Origin of the sequence: Buttiauxella sp. BIGb0552 (assembly GCF_004366275.1) — a bacterium.
Taxonomy (GTDB): Bacteria; Pseudomonadota; Gammaproteobacteria; order Enterobacterales; family Enterobacteriaceae; genus Buttiauxella; species Buttiauxella gaviniae.
Genome location: NZ_SODY01000006.1, coordinates 87,051 through 106,802 on the forward strand (window position 1 = coordinate 87,051; position 19,752 = coordinate 106,802).

Sequence of the window (19,752 nt, forward strand, 5' to 3'; positions counted from 1 at the left end):
TTAATTAAATGGTTGAAAATTTAATCAATCAATCCTGCAAGGAAATGGGGAGAGAACGGGTTATTTAGTGTGATAACAATGAGATGAAGAGGGATAAAAAAAGAGCCGCCGGGAGGCAGCTCTTTCTGGTTTAACCTGCCGCGCTTTCGCGCAAACTGGCTTTTAGCTTGTTGTACTCGTCAATCACATACTGCTCGGCAGCTTTCTGATCGGCGATAGGCTCTACACGCACGGCGCAGTATTTATACTCCGGCGTTTTAGTTATCGGGCTGAGGTTTTCAGTCACCAGCTCGTTACAGGCACCAATCCACCACTGGTAAGTCATATAAACGGCACCTTTATTAGGACGCTCGCTTACATTCGCACGTGTGATGACTCGACCTTTACGTGAATTCACCCAGATTAACGCTTCATCTTCGATACCCAAACGAGCGGCATCATCGATGTGGATTTGCGCATAACCGGGTTCATCCGCGAGGGCTGCCAGTGCCGCACAGTTGCCGGTCATTGAACGACAAGAGTAGTGGCCCACTTCACGCACCGTGGAAAGCACCATCGGGTACTCTTCGGTGATGCGGTCAATTGGCGGCGCCCAGTCACAAGTAAAGAACTCGCCCAAACCGTTTTCACGGTCGAACTTGCCGTCGTACAGGAACGAGGTTCCCTGGTCACTTTCCGCTACATCGCGGCAAGGCCACTGGATATAACCCAATTCACCCATTTTCTCGTAGGTAGCACCGTAGAAATCTGGGCACAGGCCACGCAACTCATCCCAAATTTCTTGGGTGTTGTTGTAGCTCATTGGGTAACCCATACGAGTGGCGATTTCACTGATAATCTGCCAGTCCGTTTTCAGGTCCCACTTCGGTTCCACTGCTTTAAAGAAGCGCTGGAAGCCACGGTCAGCGGCGGTATAAACGCCTTCATGTTCACCCCATGAGGTGGACGGCAAAATCACATCGGCCGCAGCCGCGGTTTTGGTCATGAAGATGTCTTGTACAATCACCAGCTCAAGTTCTTCAAACGCTTTACGTACGGCTGAAAGCTCCGCATCGGTTTGAAGTGGATCTTCGCCCATGATGTACGCGGCATACACTTCGCCATGTGCCACACGGTGTGGCAGTTCGCTAATGCGATAGCCGGTGTGAGCAGGCAGTGAGGGTACGCCCCACGCTTTCGCGAATTTCTCGCGGCTGACTTCGTCTTTCACGTACTGGTAGCCAGGATAAGTATCCGGCAATGCGCCCATATCGCAGGCACCCTGAACGTTATTCTGGCCACGAACCGGGTTAACACCCACGTTCGGTTTACCCAGGTTGCCTGTCATCAGCGCAAGGCTTGTCAGCGAGCGAACAGTTTCCACGCCTTGATAGAACTGGGTTACACCCATGCCCCACAGGATCGTGGCAGTTTTTGCCTTCGCGTACATACGTGCTGCAGCGCGAATTTCCGCCGCAGTAACACCAGTAATTTCTTCAACAGATTCAGGCGTGTAGCCCGCAACAATTTTGCGATACTCGTCGAAACCTTCAGTACGGGAAGCCACGAATGACTGGTCATACAGGTTTTCTTCGATAATCACATGCCCAAGTGCGTTAAGCAGGGCGATGTTAGAACCATTTTTTAACTGCAAATGCATGTCAGCGATGCGCGCGGTTTCAATTTTACGCGGATCGACAACAATGATTTGTGCCCCTTTTTGCTTCGCGCGAATCACGCGGTTAGCAACGATAGGGTGTGAATCTGCCGGGTTATACCCGAACACAAACACTAAATCGGTATCTTCAATCTCAACGATTGAGTTACTCATTGCGCCGTTACCGACCGATTGGTGCAGACCTGCAACCGATGGGCCGTGTCAAACGCGTGCGCAGCAATCGACGTTATTGGTACCAATAACGGCGCGCGCAAATTTCTGCATTACATAGTTGGTTTCGTTGCCTGTGCCACGGGAAGAACCGGTGGTCATGATGGCATCGGAGCCGTGTTTCGCTTTGATTTCACTCAGACGAGTACTGACGTAGTTCAGTGCTTCATCCCAGGAAACGTTTTCGAGTTTGCCGCCTTTCTGGCGACGAATCATCGGTGATTTAAGGCGCGGGGTGAGGATTTTAGTATCGTTAATAAAATCCCAACCGTAGTAACCCTTCAGGCAAAGATCGCCCTGGTTAGTTTTACCTTGAGCCGCTTCCGCCTTGACGACTTTGCCGTTATCGACCACGAGGTTGATTTTGCAACCCGAGGCACAATAGGGGCAAACCGTGACGACTTTTTTCATCAGTGTTGCTCCAGTCAATGCACCCGTCATACTTCAAGTTGCAGCCTTCCTGCTACCTGAACTATTTAGGGTACTTAAAGGTGTGTGACACTCACACAGCTGATCATATCTCCCCGCTTTAATGCATTATCTATGCCACATAGAAAGAGTGGGAATAACCGCCATCTTACGGTGATAAAAGCAACAAAATGCTGACGAAAAACAGGTCATCGTCAAAAGTGACGTGTCGAGAGAGGCAGGGATTGTGACACTGGTTGAAAATTCGGCATGGGCCGTTGGGATTTATGCGGCAGTCCATCAACAATCATTCACACTTATATTCACACCTGCATCTTCCCCGGAGATAAACCATGAAGCCTGCAATTTTGCTGGTGGATGATGATCCAGCGATTTGTGACGTGCTGCGCGATGTGCTTAATGAACACGTCTTTGAAGTTAAGGTGTGCCACACCGGGAATGATGCGCTGACAGCGATTGCTCAACATCCAGGTATTGCGCTGGTACTGCTGGATATGATTTTGCCGGATATTAATGGGCTGCTGGTGCTGCAACACATTCAGCGTCAACGCCCAGACTTGCCAGTGGTTATGTTGACGGGCCTTGGCAGTGAATCGGATGTTGTCGTGGGGCTAGAAATGGGTGCCGATGATTACATCGCGAAGCCTTTTAATCCTCGCGTGGTGGTGGCGCGTGTCAAAGCGGTGCTGCGTCGTACCGGCGCGCTGGCAGTCGAAACGGTGACGACAAAAACCAGCGGCCTGCATTTCAACGGTTGGCGGCTGGATACAGGGCGCTGCCAGCTTTTTAATGCGCAGGCCGAACTGGTCGATCTCACGCAAGGGGAATATGGCCTGCTACTGGCGTTGATGCAGAACTCGCGCAAAGTGTTGTCGCGTGAAAGGTTGTTAGAACTGACCCACAGTGAAAGCCTCGAAGTCTTCGACAGGACGATTGATGTGCTGATTATGCGGCTCCGTAAAAAAATAGAGCTGAACCCGCATCAACCGGCATTAATCCGGACTATTCGAGGTGTGGGATATGTATTTTCGGCGGATGTTATTCAGGCGGAGAATAATGCGGCTTAATACGCGTCATACTTCAAGTTGCCTCTTTTTTGGCTATGCTCCCTCACGCTCGGCACCATTCAGCCCGTTCCGGGGCCCCTGCTGCCCGATAACACCCTCATTCTCAACGCCTTGTTTCAGAAGTACTGACTACATAAACATGTAATAAAAAACAGTGTTGACATAGCAGGAAAAAGACGTAAATTAGAGTTTAACGGCGGTGTGATAGATATATTGCCGTTAGGTTTAACAGTATTAAATACGTCAATGAAACATGAAGTGTAAGTAAAAATCGCGATGATGTAAGGCTTTGTTTTTCATGTGTTATGGGTTCGCGAAGCATTAAACTGCAGATAGTTTAAATATCGCGAAAGACGTAAAGCCACGCATCAAAAGTATATATCGCGAAATGGGGAATGTACGAGGTCAAATAATTTTTCTTGATCTTGTTTTAAACCGATAACGTAGGGGGGAATGATCGAAGCCCGATATTATCTGTAAGAACTTGTGCATTTAAAGTAGTACCAAATAGCAGTAAAATCCACGAAGCATCTTAATGTTAAATCCTAAGTTAGCAGTACCTTAAAAGCCCTGACTACTACAGTCAGGGCTTTTATCATTTACGGCTCCTGAACCTCTGACATTGACCATAACGCCTTAAAGCACCCGCCGGATAGGTTACTCATTTTTTATTTTGATTCTATAAAATCAATAATTTAGGTCTCTCATGGGAATTGCATTTATCTGGAAGTGATTCGCAAAAATATACTCATTAGAACAAACCTACCGCGCCTCACTAATAAAACTCTGTAATTCCACCAATGGCTTAGCGCCATCAATTGCATTTGCACATAATAAATTTGCGCGCGCACAGGCGTGAGCTAATTTCAGGCTATCGACCAACGACCATTTTTCATGGCAGCCATATAACATCCCGGCACAGAAGGCATCACCTGCGCCAACACTACCGATGATTTCCGCCTGAGTTAATCTGAATGACGGAACCCACACGCCATCGGTTCCGGGCTCAACGCCCCATGCGCCTTCCGGGCAATGAATCACCACCCGTTGGCGAACGCCTGACTCAAGCAGCAAACTCGCGGCCTGGGCGATATTTTCTCTGTGGGGATCGCCATTCGGACGGCGGATTTCCAGCCCACTAAATTCACCGGCTTCCAGTTCGTTAATCACCAGATAATCGAGCCAACGCAGGGCTGGCAGCACCATCGGCCGGTAGCGCGGGTCGCCCTGACGTGAGACTAAATCCAGCGACGTTTCATAGCCTTGCTGCGCCATCATCGCCAGTAATCTGGCGCTGCGCGTGCCATATTCTGCATCTTCCATATCGAGGCTATCGAGCAGCAATAAATAACCGAGATGGAAGATTTTGAATGACGACTCAAGCCGATCAAAGGCGGGTAAATCGAGCAGGCGGTTGGCCCCTGGCGAGTGGAAAAAAGTACGCTGCCCGCTGGGGTCAGTCATGACTTGCGACATTGACGTTGGTGCAAAAGTGGTGCGGTGTACGTGCTGGCGATTCACATGGTATTGATCGAGCATCGCCATAATGTAGTCACCGTCATGGTCGTCACCGACTAAACCTACCGCCTGAAGTGGCAGGCCAACGTGCATTTTAGCAAGCGTCAGCAGCACGTTTAGCGGTGCGCCGCCGGTTGAGCGTTCACTGTGGACAATTTCCGCAAGCCAGCCGCGCTGCGGCCACTGCACAATTTGATGCACATGGTCGACCAACATGTTCCCTGCGGCGATAATCCCGCTGCGCTCTGTCATAATTTTTCCTTACGCCTTACCCGAACTACCAAAAATCCGCATCTGTTGTGCGACGACATCCGTAATCGCCTCTTCAATACCCAGCAATAACTCTGCGAACTCGTCATAAATGGCATGGCGTTGATTCATGCGTTGTTCGACAGCACCCAACGCGGCCTGTGACATGCCGGTATAGAAATTGATTTTGTGAATACCGAGCGTTATCGCTTTGCGGAAATCTTCATCGCTGATGCCGGAACCACCGTGTAGCACCAGCGGCAAACCGGTTTGCTGGCGAATGGCCGCAAGTCTGTCGAAATCGAGTTTCGGCTCACCTTTGTATTTCCCGTGCGCGTTGCCGATGGCGACGGCCAACGTATCGATACCTGTTCTGTCGACAAAATCGCGTGCCACAGCCGGGTCGGTAAACTTGTTGCTATCGGCCTCGCCATACAGCGCACCGCCTTCATCACCGCCCACGGCACCTAACTCGGCTTCAACGGAGACACCTACAGCGTGGCACATCTTCACCACTTCCCGGGTCTGGCGAATGTTTTCTTCATACTCAAGTGTAGAACCATCAAACATGACTGAGCTAAAACCGAGGCGTAAAGCGCGAACCACCGCCTCAAAATGCAGGCCGTGATCGAGATTAAGCACCACGGGAATATCGTGGCGCGCCGCTTCGAATTTGACGGCTTCGACCAGAGAATCCAGCGAGACATATTTAAAATGCACTTCGGCAATATTGATGATAAACGGTGAGTTTTCTTGTTTGGCCGCAGCGAAAAGGGCACGCAGAAAGTGACTGTCGAGAACGTTAAAAGCACCGAGGGCATAGCCGTTTTTGCGGGCGTGAGCCAGCCCATCTTTAAGTGAAATCAAAGCCATAATAGTTTCCCCTGGTGTTGTTACCCTTCATACTTCAAGCTGCTTGTGCGTTGGCTGCGTTCATTCACCCCAGTCACTTACTCAAGTAAGCTCCAGGGGATTCACTCACTTGCCGCCTTCCTGCAACTCGAACTATTTTGGGTAAAAAGAAATTGGCGATACTCGTTGCACAGCAACTGCCGCGCAGGTTCGTCTTCAATAATGGAATTAAAGCGCTCAAGCGGTTTGAGGAAACGGTTGTCGCGGTCGTCATCGTTGACCATCGACACTTCCCCAACCAGCACGTCGCCATAACCCGGCTCGCCCCAAAAACTGTGGTAAATGCCCGGTACCAGACAAATGCTCTCGCCTGGCGATAAACGCAGCTGGCTGCCCGCCGCATGAGTCTGGCGACAGCCATCAATGGTCACCGTGATATCGCTCTCTTCGGTCTGCTCGAACTGATCGGAATTCCACAACTCGACAATCAAATTACCACCGCCACGATTGATAATGTCTTCGCGTTTGCGCCAGTGAAAATGCATCGGTGTGAGCTGCCCTTCGCGGACATGCATGATTTTTTCGGCATAAGTTTTGGCATACGGTGTGCCGTCGGGGGAGCCGTTACGCAGCGTGAAGAGTGTTAGCCCCTGAGTGAGAAAATCATTGCCACCGAATGCGGTAACATCCCACCCGAGTTTTAAATCAAGCACTTCCTGCCAGATTTGTTTATCGAGTTGCTGCCATTTTGCCTGGTCAAAAGAGGCAAACGGCGGCAAGTGGATATCGTGCTGCATAAAGAAATGACGCGTTTGAGACAGAATGTTATTTACTTCAGAACGTTTCATTTTCCCTCCTTTTACCCGTCATACTTCAAGTTGCAGGGGTGTTGGCTACGTTCACTTACCCCAGTCACTTACTTATGTAAGCTCCTGGGGATAAGCTCGCTTGCCGCCTACCTGCAACTCGAATTATTTAGGGTAAATATGCATTCCATAACCCGAAGGATTATTCACCTACGAGTATGGAAAATCGGTTATTTCACCGTCCAGCCCTTATACGTGCCGATATTGTTTTTATCGATCATGGTCACTGGAATCAGCACTGGCTCTTTAGGCGCCGGTTTGCCTTGCAGAATGTCGTAGCCAATCTCGACCGCTTTTGCCGCCATTACTTGCGGGTCTTGCGCAGGTGTTGCCACAAACAGTGTTTTTCCGCCGCGTTTAAGCGCTTCTTCCGCATCCGGGCTTCCATCCACACCGACGATAAAGAACTCGTTACGTTGGGCTTGTTTCGCTGCCAGATCGGCACCGATCGCTGTTGGATCGTTGATCGCAAACACGCCGTCGATCTTCGGGTTTGCGGCAAGTAAGGATGTCATCACCTCAAGGCCACCCTCACGGCTGCCTTTGGCGTTCTGGTTAGAAGACAGCACCTTGATATCCGGGTGCTTTTTAAACTCAGTTTCGCAGCCTTCCACACGGTTCTGCACCGCAGAAACAGGAGGTCCGTTAATGATCACCACGTTGCCTTTGTTTTTCAGGCGATCCGAAATGTATTTACAGGCCATCTCACCCGCCTGGGTGTTGTTCGAGGTGATCGTCGCATCGGCACCTTCTGCTGCCACGTCAACCGCCACCACCACGATCCCGGCATCTTTCGCACGTTTCACAGCCGGGCCGATCCCTTTAGAATCCGCCGCGTTCAGAATGATCATGTCCACTTTGGCGGCAATAAAGTTATCGATTTGCGATACTTGCTGGCCAAGATCGTAACCGCTGGAAACCAGCGTCACTTTCACGTTATCACCGGCAAGTTTACGGGCTTCAAGTTCCGCACCTTTGGTTATCTGCACGAAGAAGGGGTTGGCTAGGTCACCCACCGTCACCCCGATGGATTTCAGTTCTTTTGCCTGAACAAAAGGCACAGCGGCAATCATGAGTGCAGTAGCGAGTAGCTTTAAACGCATGGTGTTTTCCTCACATAGGGTAGAGTTTTGTTGTTATGCACTTTGATGATGACGGGTACGGTATTTATCGATCAGCACCGCAATGATGATCACCGCACCCTTGATCACCAGTTGCCAGAAATACGAGACGCCCATCAGCGTCATGCCATTGTTTAATGTGGCGATAATCAGCGCGCCGACCAGCGTACCGGTAATCGTGCCGATACCGCCGACGAAACTGGTGCCGCCAAGAATCACCGCGGCGATGGCGTCCAACTCATAACCCATCCCAAGGTTGCCGTTCGCGCTATATAGCCGCGAAGCACTCATAACCCCGCCAAGCCCGGACAGCAAACCGCTCATGCCATACACGAACAGCAACACCAGCCACACTTTGATGCCTGTCAGGCGTGCGGCCTGCATATTGCCGCCAACCGCGTAAATATGAACACCAAGCGTGGTGCGTCGCAGAATGAACCAGCAGACCACAATCACCGCCAGCGCTATCACTACAAGCCACGGAATCGGGCCAAGATACGAGTTGCCTATCCATTCAAAATTGATATTGGAGTTGATCACCGTCGTGCCGTCAGCCAGCAAATATGCCGCTCCACGTAGCGCGGTATAGGTGCCGAGCGTGACGATAAACGGCGGTAGTCCGGCCCAGGCGACAAGCATGCCGTTAAACAACCCAAGCCCGGTGCCCATCATCAGCGCGGCAGGAATCGACAGCGACTCCCAGCCTGGCATCAGAGAAACCACCATCGCTGTTACAGCCGTAGTGCCCAGAATCGAGCCCACGGAAAGGTCGATCCCACCAGTCAAAATAATGAACGTCATCCCCGCAGCCAGAACGATGTTAATAGACGACTGACGGGCGATATTCAGCAAGTTAGATTCAGTAAAAAAGTTCGGCGTGATAAACCCAAAAACGGCGACGATCAGGATCAAAATTGGCAAAATCCCGACGGTTTGCATCAGATCGCCAAACAGCGCCTTTTTCAGCGAGGCGGATTTGGCGACTTGCTGGGGAGTTGTGTGCATAAGCGGCGTTTCTTTAGGTTGATTAGTTGCCATGTTGAACCACCTTTTTGTGGGCATCTTCAACGCCGGTTGCCAGCGTCATAATGTTCTCTTGCGTGATATCAGCGGCGTGCAATTCCCCGGCAATACTGCCTTCGCGCATCACATACACCCGATCGCTCATTCCGACCACTTCGGGCAATTCGCTGGAGATCATCAGGATCGCCACACCCTGTTTCGCCATCTGACTCATGATCCGGTAGATCTCACTTTTTGCGCCGACATCCACACCGCGCGTTGGCTCATCGAGGATCAAAATTCGCGGGCCGATCGCCACCCAGCGCGAGATCAAAAGCTTTTGCTGGTTACCGCCGGATAAACCGCCTGCGCGCACTTGTGCATGTGGCACGCGGATATTGAGCAGGTTGATGGCATCATCAGAAATGGTCTGGGCTTTTTTGCGATCCAGCCAGCCGTAGTGCGCGTCGCGCTCAAGTGTTGCCATGGTGATGTTGTCTTGCGCTGCCAGTTCGAGGAACAAGCCTTGCTCTTTGCGGTTCTCGGTCAGGAAACCGATACCGTGGCTAATTGCTTCACGAGGGGAGTGAATCTTTACGGGCAGCCCGTCGATTTCTATCGTGCCGCCGGTGGATTTACGCACGCCAAAAATCAGCTGTGCGAGTTCAGAACGCCCGGCACCGACCAGTCCCGCAAGGCCGACTATCTCGCCAGATTTTACCTGCAGGCTGACCGGCTGCACTTTTGCACTGTCCGTCAGGTGGTGAACGTTCAGGCGCACGGCACCTTGTGGAATGTCGCGCTCTTTATTGAATAGATCGCTTAGCGGGCGGCCCACCATCATGCGTACCAGCTCGTTGGCATTGAGATGTTCACGCGTCAGGCTGCCGACGTATTGTCCGTCGCGCAGCACGCTCACGCGGTCAGAAAGCTCGTACACTTCCGCCATGCGGTGGCTGATATAGATAATTGCCATCCCTTCATCGCGCAGCCGCATAATCAACTCGAACAGGCGGTGCGTTTCACGTGAAGAAAGTGCGGCGGTAGGTTCATCCATCACTAAGATGCGGCTGTTGCGGTGCAGCGCGCGGGCGATTTCCACCTGCTGCTGCTCGGCAATCGTCAGGCGCGATACTAAATCGCTGGCCTTAAACTGTGCGCCGAGGCGGTCGATAACCGTCTGGGCCTGCATCACCATCTCTTTGCGTTTTACTAAACCACCGCGTGACAGTTCGCTGCCAAGGAAGATGTTTTCAGCAACGGTAAGATTCGGGGCAAGTTGCATCTCCTGGTAAATCAGCGTGATGCCCGCATTGAGTGCGTCTTTCGGGCCTTTGATGCTGTAGGGATCGCCGTTAATTAAAATCTCACCGCTAGTTGCGGTATAGGCTCCGGCGAGGATTTTCATCAGCGTGCTTTTTCCCGCGCCGTTTTCCCCCATCAAGGCGTGTATTTCGCCAGGAAACACCGTTAAGTCGACACCTTTCAACGCATAAAACTTGCCAAATGACTTGGCAATATTGCGCATCTCCAGAATGGGAACGCTACTCATAGCGCGACTCCTGCGGGTAAGGTTTCGATTGCTGCCAGTTGAGCACGTCTATGTAAATGCAAAATGTCAGGGGCTATTCACATTTGTCACATACACAGCATTCTTCAAGTTGCAGGTGCGTTGGCTGCACCACGAATTATGCTGCGTATGTTGGTGAACAATTCATATGACTGCTTAACTCATTGAAACAAACCCAGAATGGAGCTAAACCATGCCTGCACCCCGCACGCCCTTCCTCACCAGCGCCCGTGGCCGCCTGCTCTCCTTTAACCTGCTGGTGGTGGCGGTGACGTTGATGGTGTGCGGCGTGGCCATTCTCGGCTTTAATCACGCCAGCCGTTTGCAGGAGCAGGTGCAGGGGCAAACGCTGAGCGATATGTCCGGCAGCATGGAGTTGGCGCGAGATACCGCGAATGTGGCGACAGCAGCAGTGCGCCTCACGCAGGTGGTGGGTGCGCTGGAATATCAGAGCGAAGCGCAGCGTTTGCAGCAAACACAGCAGGCACTACAGAATTCGCTTAACCACCTGGCGCATGCACCACTTGCCAGCCGTGAACCGGAATTGGTAAAGCGTATTACCGAACGCAGCAATGAACTGGAAAGCAGCGTCACACGGATGTTGGAGTTGGGCCATCGTCGCCACCTGGAACGCAACTCGCTGCTCAGTGCGTTGTATCAAAACCAAAGTTACTTGCATCATATTCAGGAAATTAATGCTCGCGACGGGCGAGTGACCCCGGAAGCACGGCTGTTAACCGAAATGGACAGGCTGATTCTGATTGCTATCCAGACGCCTTCCCCGAAAGCCACCGTCATACAGCTTACCGAAGTGATGGCGCAGCTTCCGGCACATGATGATTCGCCCTTAGTCGATGGGATATTGCGGGAGTTCACTACCCATTTGCAGCAATTGCTGCCACTTTCCCAGCTGCTTGAAAACAGCGATTTAGGGATTTCCTGGTACATGTACCATATCAAAGCGCTGGTGGCGTTTTTGAACCAGGACATTAACCAGTACGTACAAAAAGTGGCGCAAGAGTCCCTTAGTCGCACCGATCAAAGCCATAAAGAGCTTCAATCAATGATTGCCTTTATTGGCTTGTTTGCCTTGCTGGCGCTGGTGATTACCGGGTTTGCAGGCTGGTATATTTACCGCAACCTTGGCTCGAATTTGACGGCAATCTCCCACGCTATGACGCGGCTGGCACGGGGCGAGCGCGATGTTAGCGTGCCTGCCTTACAGCGGCGTGATGAGCTGGGCGAACTGGCGCGAGCGTTTAACGTTTTTGCGCGCAACACTGCATCCCTGGAACACACCTCGAAACTTCTCAAAGAAAAGAGCACTCAACTGGAAACCACCTTCCACGCGATGCGCGACGGTTTTGCCCTGTTTGATAACGACGGGATTTTGGTGGTGTGGAACCCGCAATACCCGCTGCTGTTGGGGCTGGCACCGGAACGATTGCAGCGCGGGCAGCATTATATGAGCCTGCTCAAACAGGTCACGCCGCTTCAGGAACATATCCTTGAAAATCTCTCGCGCCCGTTACCCAAACCGCAGGAACTCAGGCTGGCAGATAACCGCACCATTGAGCTGCGTTTTAGCCCGGTGCCGGGGCGCGGCATGGTGAACGTGGTGCTTGAGCGCAGTGAGCGTAAAGCGCTGGAAGAAGCGCTGGTTCACAGCCAAAAAATGAAAGCGGTGGGGCAGTTAACCGGTGGCCTCGCGCATGATTTTAATAATCTGCTGGCGGTGATTATTGGCAGTCTTGAGCTGACATCTTCCGATTCACCGGATGCCATACGTATTCAACGTGCCTTAAAGGCCGCCGAACGCGGGGCGCAACTGACTCAACGTTTACTGGCGTTCTCGCGCAAACAATCGCTGCACCCCCATGCGGTGTTGATGAAAAATCTGCTGGAAAACCTCGACCCGCTGATCCGCCATTCGCTCCCGGCAGCGCTGACGCTTGAAATTGAAGCGCAGCACCCAGCGTGGCCCGCATGGATTGACGTTAACCAGTTGGAGAACGCGATTATTAACCTGGTGATGAATGCCCGCGACGCGATGGAAGGGCAAAGCGGTACTATCAAAATCCGCACCTGGAATCAGCGCGTGGTGCGCTCGAGCGGGCGCAAGCAGGATATGGTAGCGCTGGAAGTTATCGACAGTGGTCATGGCATGTCGGCGGAAGTAAAAGCTCAAGTATTTGAACCGTTCTTCACCACCAAGCAGACGGGCAGTGGCAGTGGGTTGGGTTTATCAATGGTGTATGGTTTTGTGCGCCAGTCCGGCGGGCGAGTGCAAATTGAAAGTGCGCCGGGGCAGGGGACGTTAGTGCGTTTACAATTGCCGCGCGCACCAGCACAGGCGGTGAGTGAAACGTTACCCGAGCCGCTGGCAGTAAATTCTGATGAAGACCAACTGGTTCTGGTACTTGAAGATGAACACGATGTGCGCCAGACGTTGTGCGAGCAGTTGCATCAGTTGGGGTATTTGACGTTAGAAACCAGTGATAGCCAGCAGGCAATACAATTGCTGAAAGAGGTACCGGATATTCAAATACTTATCAGCGATTTAATGCTACCAGGGCCAATGAGTGGCGCCGATGTGGTACAGCATGCATTTGAGCATTATCCGCATCTGACGTGCTTGTTAATTAGCGGCCAGGATTTGCGCCGCAGCGGGCAGCAATTGCCGCAAGTCGAGCTGTTGCGTAAACCGTTTAATCAGCAAAAACTGGCCCAGGCTTTGCGGCGAGCACGGCATCAATAAAATTTTGTGTCAGGTTTGCAAATCAATGAAAAGGTCATCGTCAAACAATTGACTCCGGGTCCTGAAACAGACATTAATAGAAAGACCCCTTCCAGTATCCCAGGAGGAAGTGGGTGGGTTTAGGAATGCAACTTAGCCGCCTCATCAATTGATATGCACCTCATTGATCATCCTGTAGCAAGGACTTAGCCCCTCTGCAAAGAGGGGCTGACTTTGAAGCCAATCCCATTAGACTTTACCCATCTTTCCCCATGCCCGTCTGCTGAATCAGCATCAATGACACGCTATTAAACCAGCGATGTGCGAGACTCTGGCGTTTACTCTCAACAGAAATATCAGCGAGATTTTCCCGGTTGAGGGCAGCAGCTTTTCCGTCACCTTCAATTGATACGCGATACCAAACGCCCTGTGGACGCAAATCTTTTGCCTGCGCGGTTGGGTTTAATTGCACTGGGCCACCGTGATCTTTAGCCAGCAACAAAGATGGCAGGCGAGTGACGACATTATGGTCGATAGAAACCACACGCCCGATAAGCGGCTGCCACTCATCATGCTGATAAATTTTTGCCTGAGCCCCTACGCGTAAGCGCCCCAAATCTTCTTCACCCACCAGCGCTTTCACCCGCCAGCGATCGGCATTCACCAGTGTGGCAATGTGTGTAGAAGGGGAAACCCAGCTACCCGGTTGCAGCGAAATATCGCTATCTTCAATACGGCCACTGGAAGCCGCGACCAGCCTCAGACGCAGCAATTCATTATTCCCAGCGCTTTGCTGGAGCGAGTACTGGCGCGCCATTTGCTCTGCCAGAACCTGTTTTGCCGGGCCATCTTTATCAAGCCCTAGCGCACCGCGCGCGCTGAACTCCCATGCGCGGCGCATCTCCTCAGCTTTTCGCTGCGAGGTTTCCGGTAGTGGTGCAATCAGCTCGAACAGCGGTTGCCCGGCTTTCACTTCCTGCCCATCGGTGACGAGGATCTTCTCGAGGCGCGCACTGTACGGCGTATAAATTGGCTGTACAAAACCGGCTTCAATCACCCCAGGCAGATTCACTTTATTCGACCACGGCACAAAAATAACCAGCAACGTGGCGATAGCAATCAGCAGCAATCTTCGGCGCTGGAAAGGCTGGCTTTCCGCGCGCCGTGCCCAACAGTGTTTGATTTCTCGGATCATCGGTTGCACCACAAAAGTCACAATCTCTATCAAAAACAGAATCACGCCCAACGCCTTAAAAAAGGCGTGATAGATAACGACCGCAATACCGATAAACAGCAGCAGGCGATAAATCCAGGTGGCGAAGGCAAATACCGTCAGAAAACGGGCAAAGGCCGGGGTGACGTTGTCGGGTTTTGGATCGTTGATACCAAATAGATGCCAGCGCATCGACCGCTTCGCCCAGTTTCCTGCGCGCTCGTGCAGCCCTGGAAAATCCAGCATGTCGCTCAGAATGTAATAACCGTCGAAACGCATAAACGGGCTGGCGTTAACCACGACTGTCATAACCCAGGCGGTGGTCGCAAGGAAAAATAACGCATTTTTGACGCTGCCTTCCGGTGCAAACGACCACAGCAAGGTAGCCCATGCTGCCAGAACTAATTCAGAGGCAATCCCGGCGACGGCAATTTTTAAACGGTCGCGCGAACGGATGAGCTTCCAGCTTTCACCGGTGTCGGTGTAGGCCATCGGCAACATCACCAGTAACGCAACACCCATGTGCCCAACCCGTACACCGTGCCTGGTAGCGGTAAGCGCATGGCCCATTTCATGCCAACATTTGGAAAAAACCAGAGCGATAGCAAACGCCACCGCGCCATGCCAGTTCACCGAGTTATGCAACGTGGCAACCACGGTGTCCCACTGGCGAGCGGCGAGCACAATACCGGTAATCGCAACAAACAACGTTAACCACATGAAGGTTTTGCTAAACAGCGGCTTTAACCACGGCAGCGCTTTACGCAGGGCTTTTTCCGGGTGAACCAGCGGAATGCGGATAAACAAATAGCTGTGTAACAACCACTTCCACGCAGAGGATGCCGGGCGATAGCGAGCGCTACGTAGCAACTGTTGTTGCTGTAAAAACAGCACAAAAGCTTTGATATCTTCTTCATCAACATTCAGCGTAGTTTGCTGATTAATCGTCTGCGCTATTTTCCCGGCATCCGCCAGTTGCCAGCGTTTAAGAATTTCAATTTCCAGCCAGCCAAGGCGAAAAAAAAGATTACGCACAGGATCAGCCAAGTGCCAGGCCGGAGAGCCGTCGCGGTTGGTACCTGCGCTGTTCAGTCGCAGTTCATCACGTAGCGCAGGCCACGCTGGGGCCGTTGCAGCACCAGGTATCACCACCCGCTCCCGGCACGTAATGTGGCAATAGGGCGACGTAGCAATAAGTAACCGAGCATTGCCCAATCACCCGTTACGCGCGCGGTTCCCTGCAAGCCAATACGCGCAACCGCAGGTTTACCTTCCAGCGTGCCGCGCAGCATATAACTGGCGACACCGTTGGGTGCTTCCACCGTTTGATAACCCGCGTATCCCAGTTTTGCGTCCAGTGAATCAAGAGGGGCGACTTTCAAAAAGATTTTCATCGGTGCCCCATGCTTCAGGTTAGTGGATTCACTTACCGGGGCCCAGGCGCGAACGCCGAGGTTATCAGGGTCTGCCAGCAAACCAATTCGCTCACCGGTTTGAACCGGACGACCAGCCCAGTCGTCCGGGTCAGAATAGACAAATACGCCGTTATCAGGAGCACGAATGGTCAGCTTTTCGAGGTCGCGTGTTATCGATTCAACTTCAACTTTTTTCTCGCGCCATTTGCCTTCAGCCATTGCCAGTTCTGACTTAGCCTGTTGGTCTTCAATCGCCTGTTGTGAAGCCTGATGCAACGTGGTTTCAGTGGTTTCCAACTCCGCCTGTGCCACAGCAAGGCGGTTATGCAATGTCGTGTCATCGAGCGTTGCCAGCACCTGGCCTTTCACCACATCGCTGTTTGGCAGCACGACCATGCGTTTAATCACGCCGGAGTCAGGAGCGGCAATCACTTCACTGTGTAGCGAGATAATTTCGGCAGGCACCAGTGTGTATTCGCGCACCGGAATGCATAACACCAACAGCACCGCCAGCACGATATAACCGAGACGACGCCCGGTATTGCGCTGCCAGAACTGCTTGAAACGTGAAGGTCGTGCCGTTAAGGCCCACCATGCATAACCGTACAACCCGCTCAGTTGCAGCAGGGTAAACTCCGGGGATGTCGGTGCGAGCGTTGTTGGCCACGGGTCGTCACGGCCCAAAAACCATAGCGCGTGAATCTCTCCGTCGGCACCGGTTAATGGCAACACCCAGACATTTGCAGGCAGCCATTCATCCCACTGCGGAGCAAGGGGCTCACTGAGTTGCGCGGGTGAAAGTGCCAGCACACGGGCTTCTGGCGGCAGTGCGCGGCAATGTGGCGCAATCTCTTTTGCTACGTCAGAGAGCCATAAGGCATACGGTGTATTGTTGTCGGTATCACTAAGCCCTGAATGAGCGACCAGTTTTGCACGGTTGGATGAGGTGAGAGACAACAGCGCCGCCTGGCGGTAATCCACCAGTTGGCGTGTTTCGTTACATATAGCGAAGCCTAACTCGGCGGAGTTGCTTATCGCTTCTACCCGGGCTGCTAGCTGGTAGAAGGCTGTACTGGACATCACGAATTTGCAGCTCCGCTTTTCAGGCAACGGTTTTCATCAGGAGGGCAGATAGCAACGGCTTGTCCGCTCATGCCCGGCAACACGTCATCGGTTTTTTCCGGGAAGCGAGTTTCAATTTCGATAGTCTGGCTGACCGCATCGACTTTGCCGCTGATATTCGTCACGGTGAGCGGGTATTGCTTGCCGGTTTCACCCACGGAGGCATTAAGCTGCGAACCAATTTTCAGCCATGCCACCCAGTTTGAAGGCACGTTTAAACGCGCACGCAACGTGCCGCTTCCGACCAAATCAATCACAGGCGCACCAGCACCAATCCCCTGGCCTTCTTTGACATAGATTTTGGCTACGCGACCATTGAACGGTGCCACAAAGCGACACTGCGCCAGTTGGGCGTCAAAAATGCCGACCTGACCTTTGGTACGGTTGACTTCAGAGGCGGCTAAACCCACTTCAAGTGCAGCAGCTGATTGTAATCCCTGCAGTTTTGCTTTGGCTTCATAGCGCAGTTGAGCGGCGTGAAACTCCGCTTCGGCGGCATTTTTACGTGCCACTAAATCGCTACAATCCATGCTTGCCAGCACTTTGCCTTGGGTTACGGGGTCGCCGAGTTGCACATTGATTTTCGCCATGCGCCCAGGCACTACGCTTGAAAGCGGGCTTTCGCGGTTGGCGAGTACCAGGAAGCGCACCGTGGTACTGCCTTGCGCGGTGGGTGTTTTTACCTCAGCAGGAGCCGCAAAAACAGGATTGGCGGCAAAGGCTGGCACAGAAAAACAGGCTAGCGAGAGTAGTAGAGCAGATGTGCTCTTTTTATTGTTATTCATACACAGCCTCATGGCGTCGCAGTCAGAACAGGGGTTGCCCCTGCAAGTCTTTGTAAATCAGTAGTAATGGATAATGTTGCTGCTTCGGCAAGTGCGCTGATGGAACGCGTACTGGTTTCGTTTGGCAGGTAGCTTGTGTACTGGCGAGTCAGCACTTCAGAACCGTCTGCATCCAGCACACGCATTGTCCACACACCTTTACGTGTGCCGTTGCTGGCACCAATGTTGAAGCCCATTTGCAAGGTGAGGCTTTTCGGTGACGGCTCAAGAGACAGGTGGTTTGCTTCAATCACCCGACCAACGGATTGCGAAACGGTGGAGCGTGAAACGCCAGATGGCAGGCGCGTGATCTGCACAGATATCGGGTGTTTTTCCACCACAATACCAGCAGTACGAGCAAATACGCTGCTCTCTTGTTGGCGCAAACTGGTGGCAATTTGTCGCGATAAGCTGGCAACATCGGTTTGATTAACCTGATCTGGTAGCAAATCGATACCCACAGAGTTCAGCACTCGGCCATAGGCGGCCTGCGCTTCGGCATATGATGAAGCTTCCTGGAAGCGCGAAACAATCGAGCGTGCCTGAGTACGCAATGTTTCAAGATCACTGGTCAGTGAGTTATCAGAACCTGCGCGGGAAATGCTCGCCAGGCGCTGGTCGACTTGCGCCGATTGTTCGGCAATCTGGAAGTCATAGGAGGCGAGCTTGTAGCGTTCAGTAGCGACACGAACTTGCGTCAGAACCGCCATGCTCAGCGCCATACGGCGTGCATCATCGGTTTGTGCGCGGGCATCGTTGGCGGTACTGATTGCCGGAATACTCAGCAGCTTAAACAGGTTCATCGAGACACCGACGCCGCCTTCAATCCAGTTGTTGTTGTAGAGATATTCATTGGAGTCGTAATTCAACCCGGCGAACAGATTCAGACTCGGGAATAACGAGGCGATTTGGCGCTTGGTTTCATAGCTGTCGATGCGCGTTTTGTAATCTTCCTCACGCAGTTCCGGGCGACGCTCAAGTGCCATTTGCTCAAGCTTATCAATGTTGGTCGGAGGTGGTGCCAGCGGCGTTGGTGTGTCTTGCAACACCAGCGGTGTGCCCGGCGGCAGGTTGATAAGCGCCGTCAGCTCGCTTTTTGCCAATTCCATTTGCTGGCGTTTTTGGTTCAGCAAGGTCATGGCATCAAGCAGGGCGCGCTGGTATTCCAGCCCTTCAATTGGCGGCAAGATCCCGGCCTGTTCTGCTTCACGGGTTTTATCCAGCGCCTGGGCAATTTGCTCGGCCAGTGGTTGGGTTTCGTCGAGCAAACGCTGCGCGCCTAATGCACGCCAGTAGGCATCACGCACTTCCTGGACAATATTTTGCAGCACTTTACGGCGGCGTTCTTCCGCAATATTAACTTCATCGGCTTGTTGTTTGGCGCGGTAATAGCTCATACCGAAGTCGAGAAGATCCCAGGAGAAAGTCGCGCTGGAAAGATAATGTTCACGTTCCTCCGACGTGGAAGGGCGCAAGCTGACGAGCCCGTCATCGATACCGATACTGGTGCCGCCCGAATCATTATCACGCCAGCGATAACCTGCATCTGCCATCAGCTTTGGCAACATGTCTTGTTGCGAGACATCCAACAAACTGCGCGACAACGCGGTTTCCATCATTTTCAGACGGTAGTCGAGGTTATATTTTAACGCGCGCGCCATGGCATCGGATAACGTCATCGGGCCGCTTAGGGATTCTTGCCCACGGTACATTTCTGCCCGGTCACGATTCACTCGTGTGGTGATCTCATCCTGAGTTAACGGTTCCGGTTTAATGGTGCCACAGCCAGCCAAAATCAGTACCGCAATCAACCCAGCAACAGGTTTGACTAACGGTACGCCACGTTTTTTCACTTCAGCCACCACGTATGCGTTCATTGTTGTTATTTCCATCTTAAACA

The 19,752-nt window shown here is 52.4% G+C and carries 13 protein-coding genes; 2 read left to right on the top strand and 11 right to left on the bottom strand.

All coding sequences use genetic code 11. The features are described from left to right. Positions 1-130 precede the first annotated feature (130 nt). Complete coding sequence (gene fdhF, locus EDF88_RS17580) at positions 131-2,278, bottom strand: formate dehydrogenase subunit alpha (protein ID WP_134186132.1); 2,148 nt, start codon at positions 2,276-2,278, stop codon at positions 131-133. A gap of 350 nt (positions 2,279-2,628) precedes the next feature. On the opposite strand from fdhF, the gene EDF88_RS17585 reads away from it, so the two are divergent. Further along, complete coding sequence (locus EDF88_RS17585; RefSeq protein WP_134186134.1) at positions 2,629-3,363, top strand: response regulator transcription factor; 735 nt, start codon at positions 2,629-2,631, stop codon at positions 3,361-3,363. Between the two features lie 762 nt (positions 3,364-4,125). On the opposite strand, the gene EDF88_RS17590 is transcribed toward EDF88_RS17585, so the two are convergent. The 6 genes from EDF88_RS17590 to EDF88_RS17615 form a co-directional block, all read right to left on the bottom strand. Beyond that, entirely contained in the window at positions 4,126-5,133 is a 1,008-nt protein-coding gene (locus EDF88_RS17590; RefSeq protein ID WP_134186137.1) for a carbohydrate kinase family protein, read from the bottom strand. 9 nt (positions 5,134-5,142) lie between these two features. Continuing rightward, positions 5,143-6,003 carry a ketose 1,6-bisphosphate aldolase gene (locus tag EDF88_RS17595; RefSeq protein ID WP_134186139.1) on the bottom strand — a complete coding sequence of 287 codons (861 nt, stop codon included), beginning with the start codon at positions 6,001-6,003 and terminating at the stop codon, positions 5,143-5,145. A 101-nt stretch (positions 6,004-6,104) separates the two neighbouring features. Next, complete coding sequence (locus EDF88_RS17600; RefSeq protein WP_134186141.1) at positions 6,105-6,830, bottom strand: D-lyxose/D-mannose family sugar isomerase; 726 nt, start codon at positions 6,828-6,830, stop codon at positions 6,105-6,107. A 188-nt stretch (positions 6,831-7,018) separates the two neighbouring features. Further along, positions 7,019-7,951 (bottom strand): ABC transporter substrate-binding protein, encoded by a 933-nt coding sequence (locus EDF88_RS17605; protein ID WP_134186143.1) that lies wholly within the window; start codon positions 7,949-7,951, stop codon positions 7,019-7,021. A 33-nt stretch (positions 7,952-7,984) separates the two neighbouring features. Then, positions 7,985-8,974, bottom strand: coding sequence for a ribose ABC transporter permease (locus tag EDF88_RS17610; RefSeq protein WP_064515491.1), 990 nt, complete (start codon positions 8,972-8,974; stop codon positions 7,985-7,987). 22 nt (positions 8,975-8,996) lie between these two features. Beyond that, complete coding sequence (locus EDF88_RS17615; RefSeq protein ID WP_134186145.1) at positions 8,997-10,523, bottom strand: sugar ABC transporter ATP-binding protein; 1,527 nt, start codon at positions 10,521-10,523, stop codon at positions 8,997-8,999. Between the two features lie 211 nt (positions 10,524-10,734). On the opposite strand from EDF88_RS17615, the gene EDF88_RS17620 reads away from it, so the two are divergent. Then, positions 10,735-13,299, top strand: a complete 2,565-nt coding sequence (locus tag EDF88_RS17620; RefSeq protein WP_064515442.1) for an ATP-binding protein — start codon at positions 10,735-10,737, stop codon at positions 13,297-13,299. A 235-nt stretch (positions 13,300-13,534) separates the two neighbouring features. Here EDF88_RS17620 and EDF88_RS17625 read toward each other — a convergent pair whose 3' ends face one another. The 4 genes from EDF88_RS17625 to EDF88_RS17640 are packed head-to-tail and all read right to left on the bottom strand — an operon-like array spanning position 13,535 to position 19,729. Next, positions 13,535-15,640 carry an HlyD family efflux transporter periplasmic adaptor subunit gene (locus EDF88_RS17625; RefSeq protein ID WP_243839634.1) on the bottom strand — a complete coding sequence of 702 codons (2,106 nt, stop codon included), beginning with the start codon at positions 15,638-15,640 and terminating at the stop codon, positions 13,535-13,537. Continuing rightward, positions 15,637-16,986, bottom strand: a complete 1,350-nt coding sequence (locus EDF88_RS17630) for an HlyD family efflux transporter periplasmic adaptor subunit (RefSeq protein WP_064515444.1) — start codon at positions 16,984-16,986, stop codon at positions 15,637-15,639. Before EDF88_RS17630 ends, EDF88_RS17625 begins: the two co-directional genes overlap by 4 nt. Next, complete coding sequence (locus EDF88_RS17635) at positions 16,986-17,813, bottom strand: efflux RND transporter periplasmic adaptor subunit (protein WP_243839635.1); 828 nt, start codon at positions 17,811-17,813, stop codon at positions 16,986-16,988. Before EDF88_RS17635 ends, EDF88_RS17630 begins: the two co-directional genes overlap by 1 nt. A gap of 8 nt (positions 17,814-17,821) precedes the next feature. Continuing rightward, entirely contained in the window at positions 17,822-19,729 is a 1,908-nt protein-coding gene (locus EDF88_RS17640; RefSeq protein ID WP_134186147.1) for a TolC family protein, read from the bottom strand. Positions 19,730-19,752: the final 23 nt, after the last annotated feature.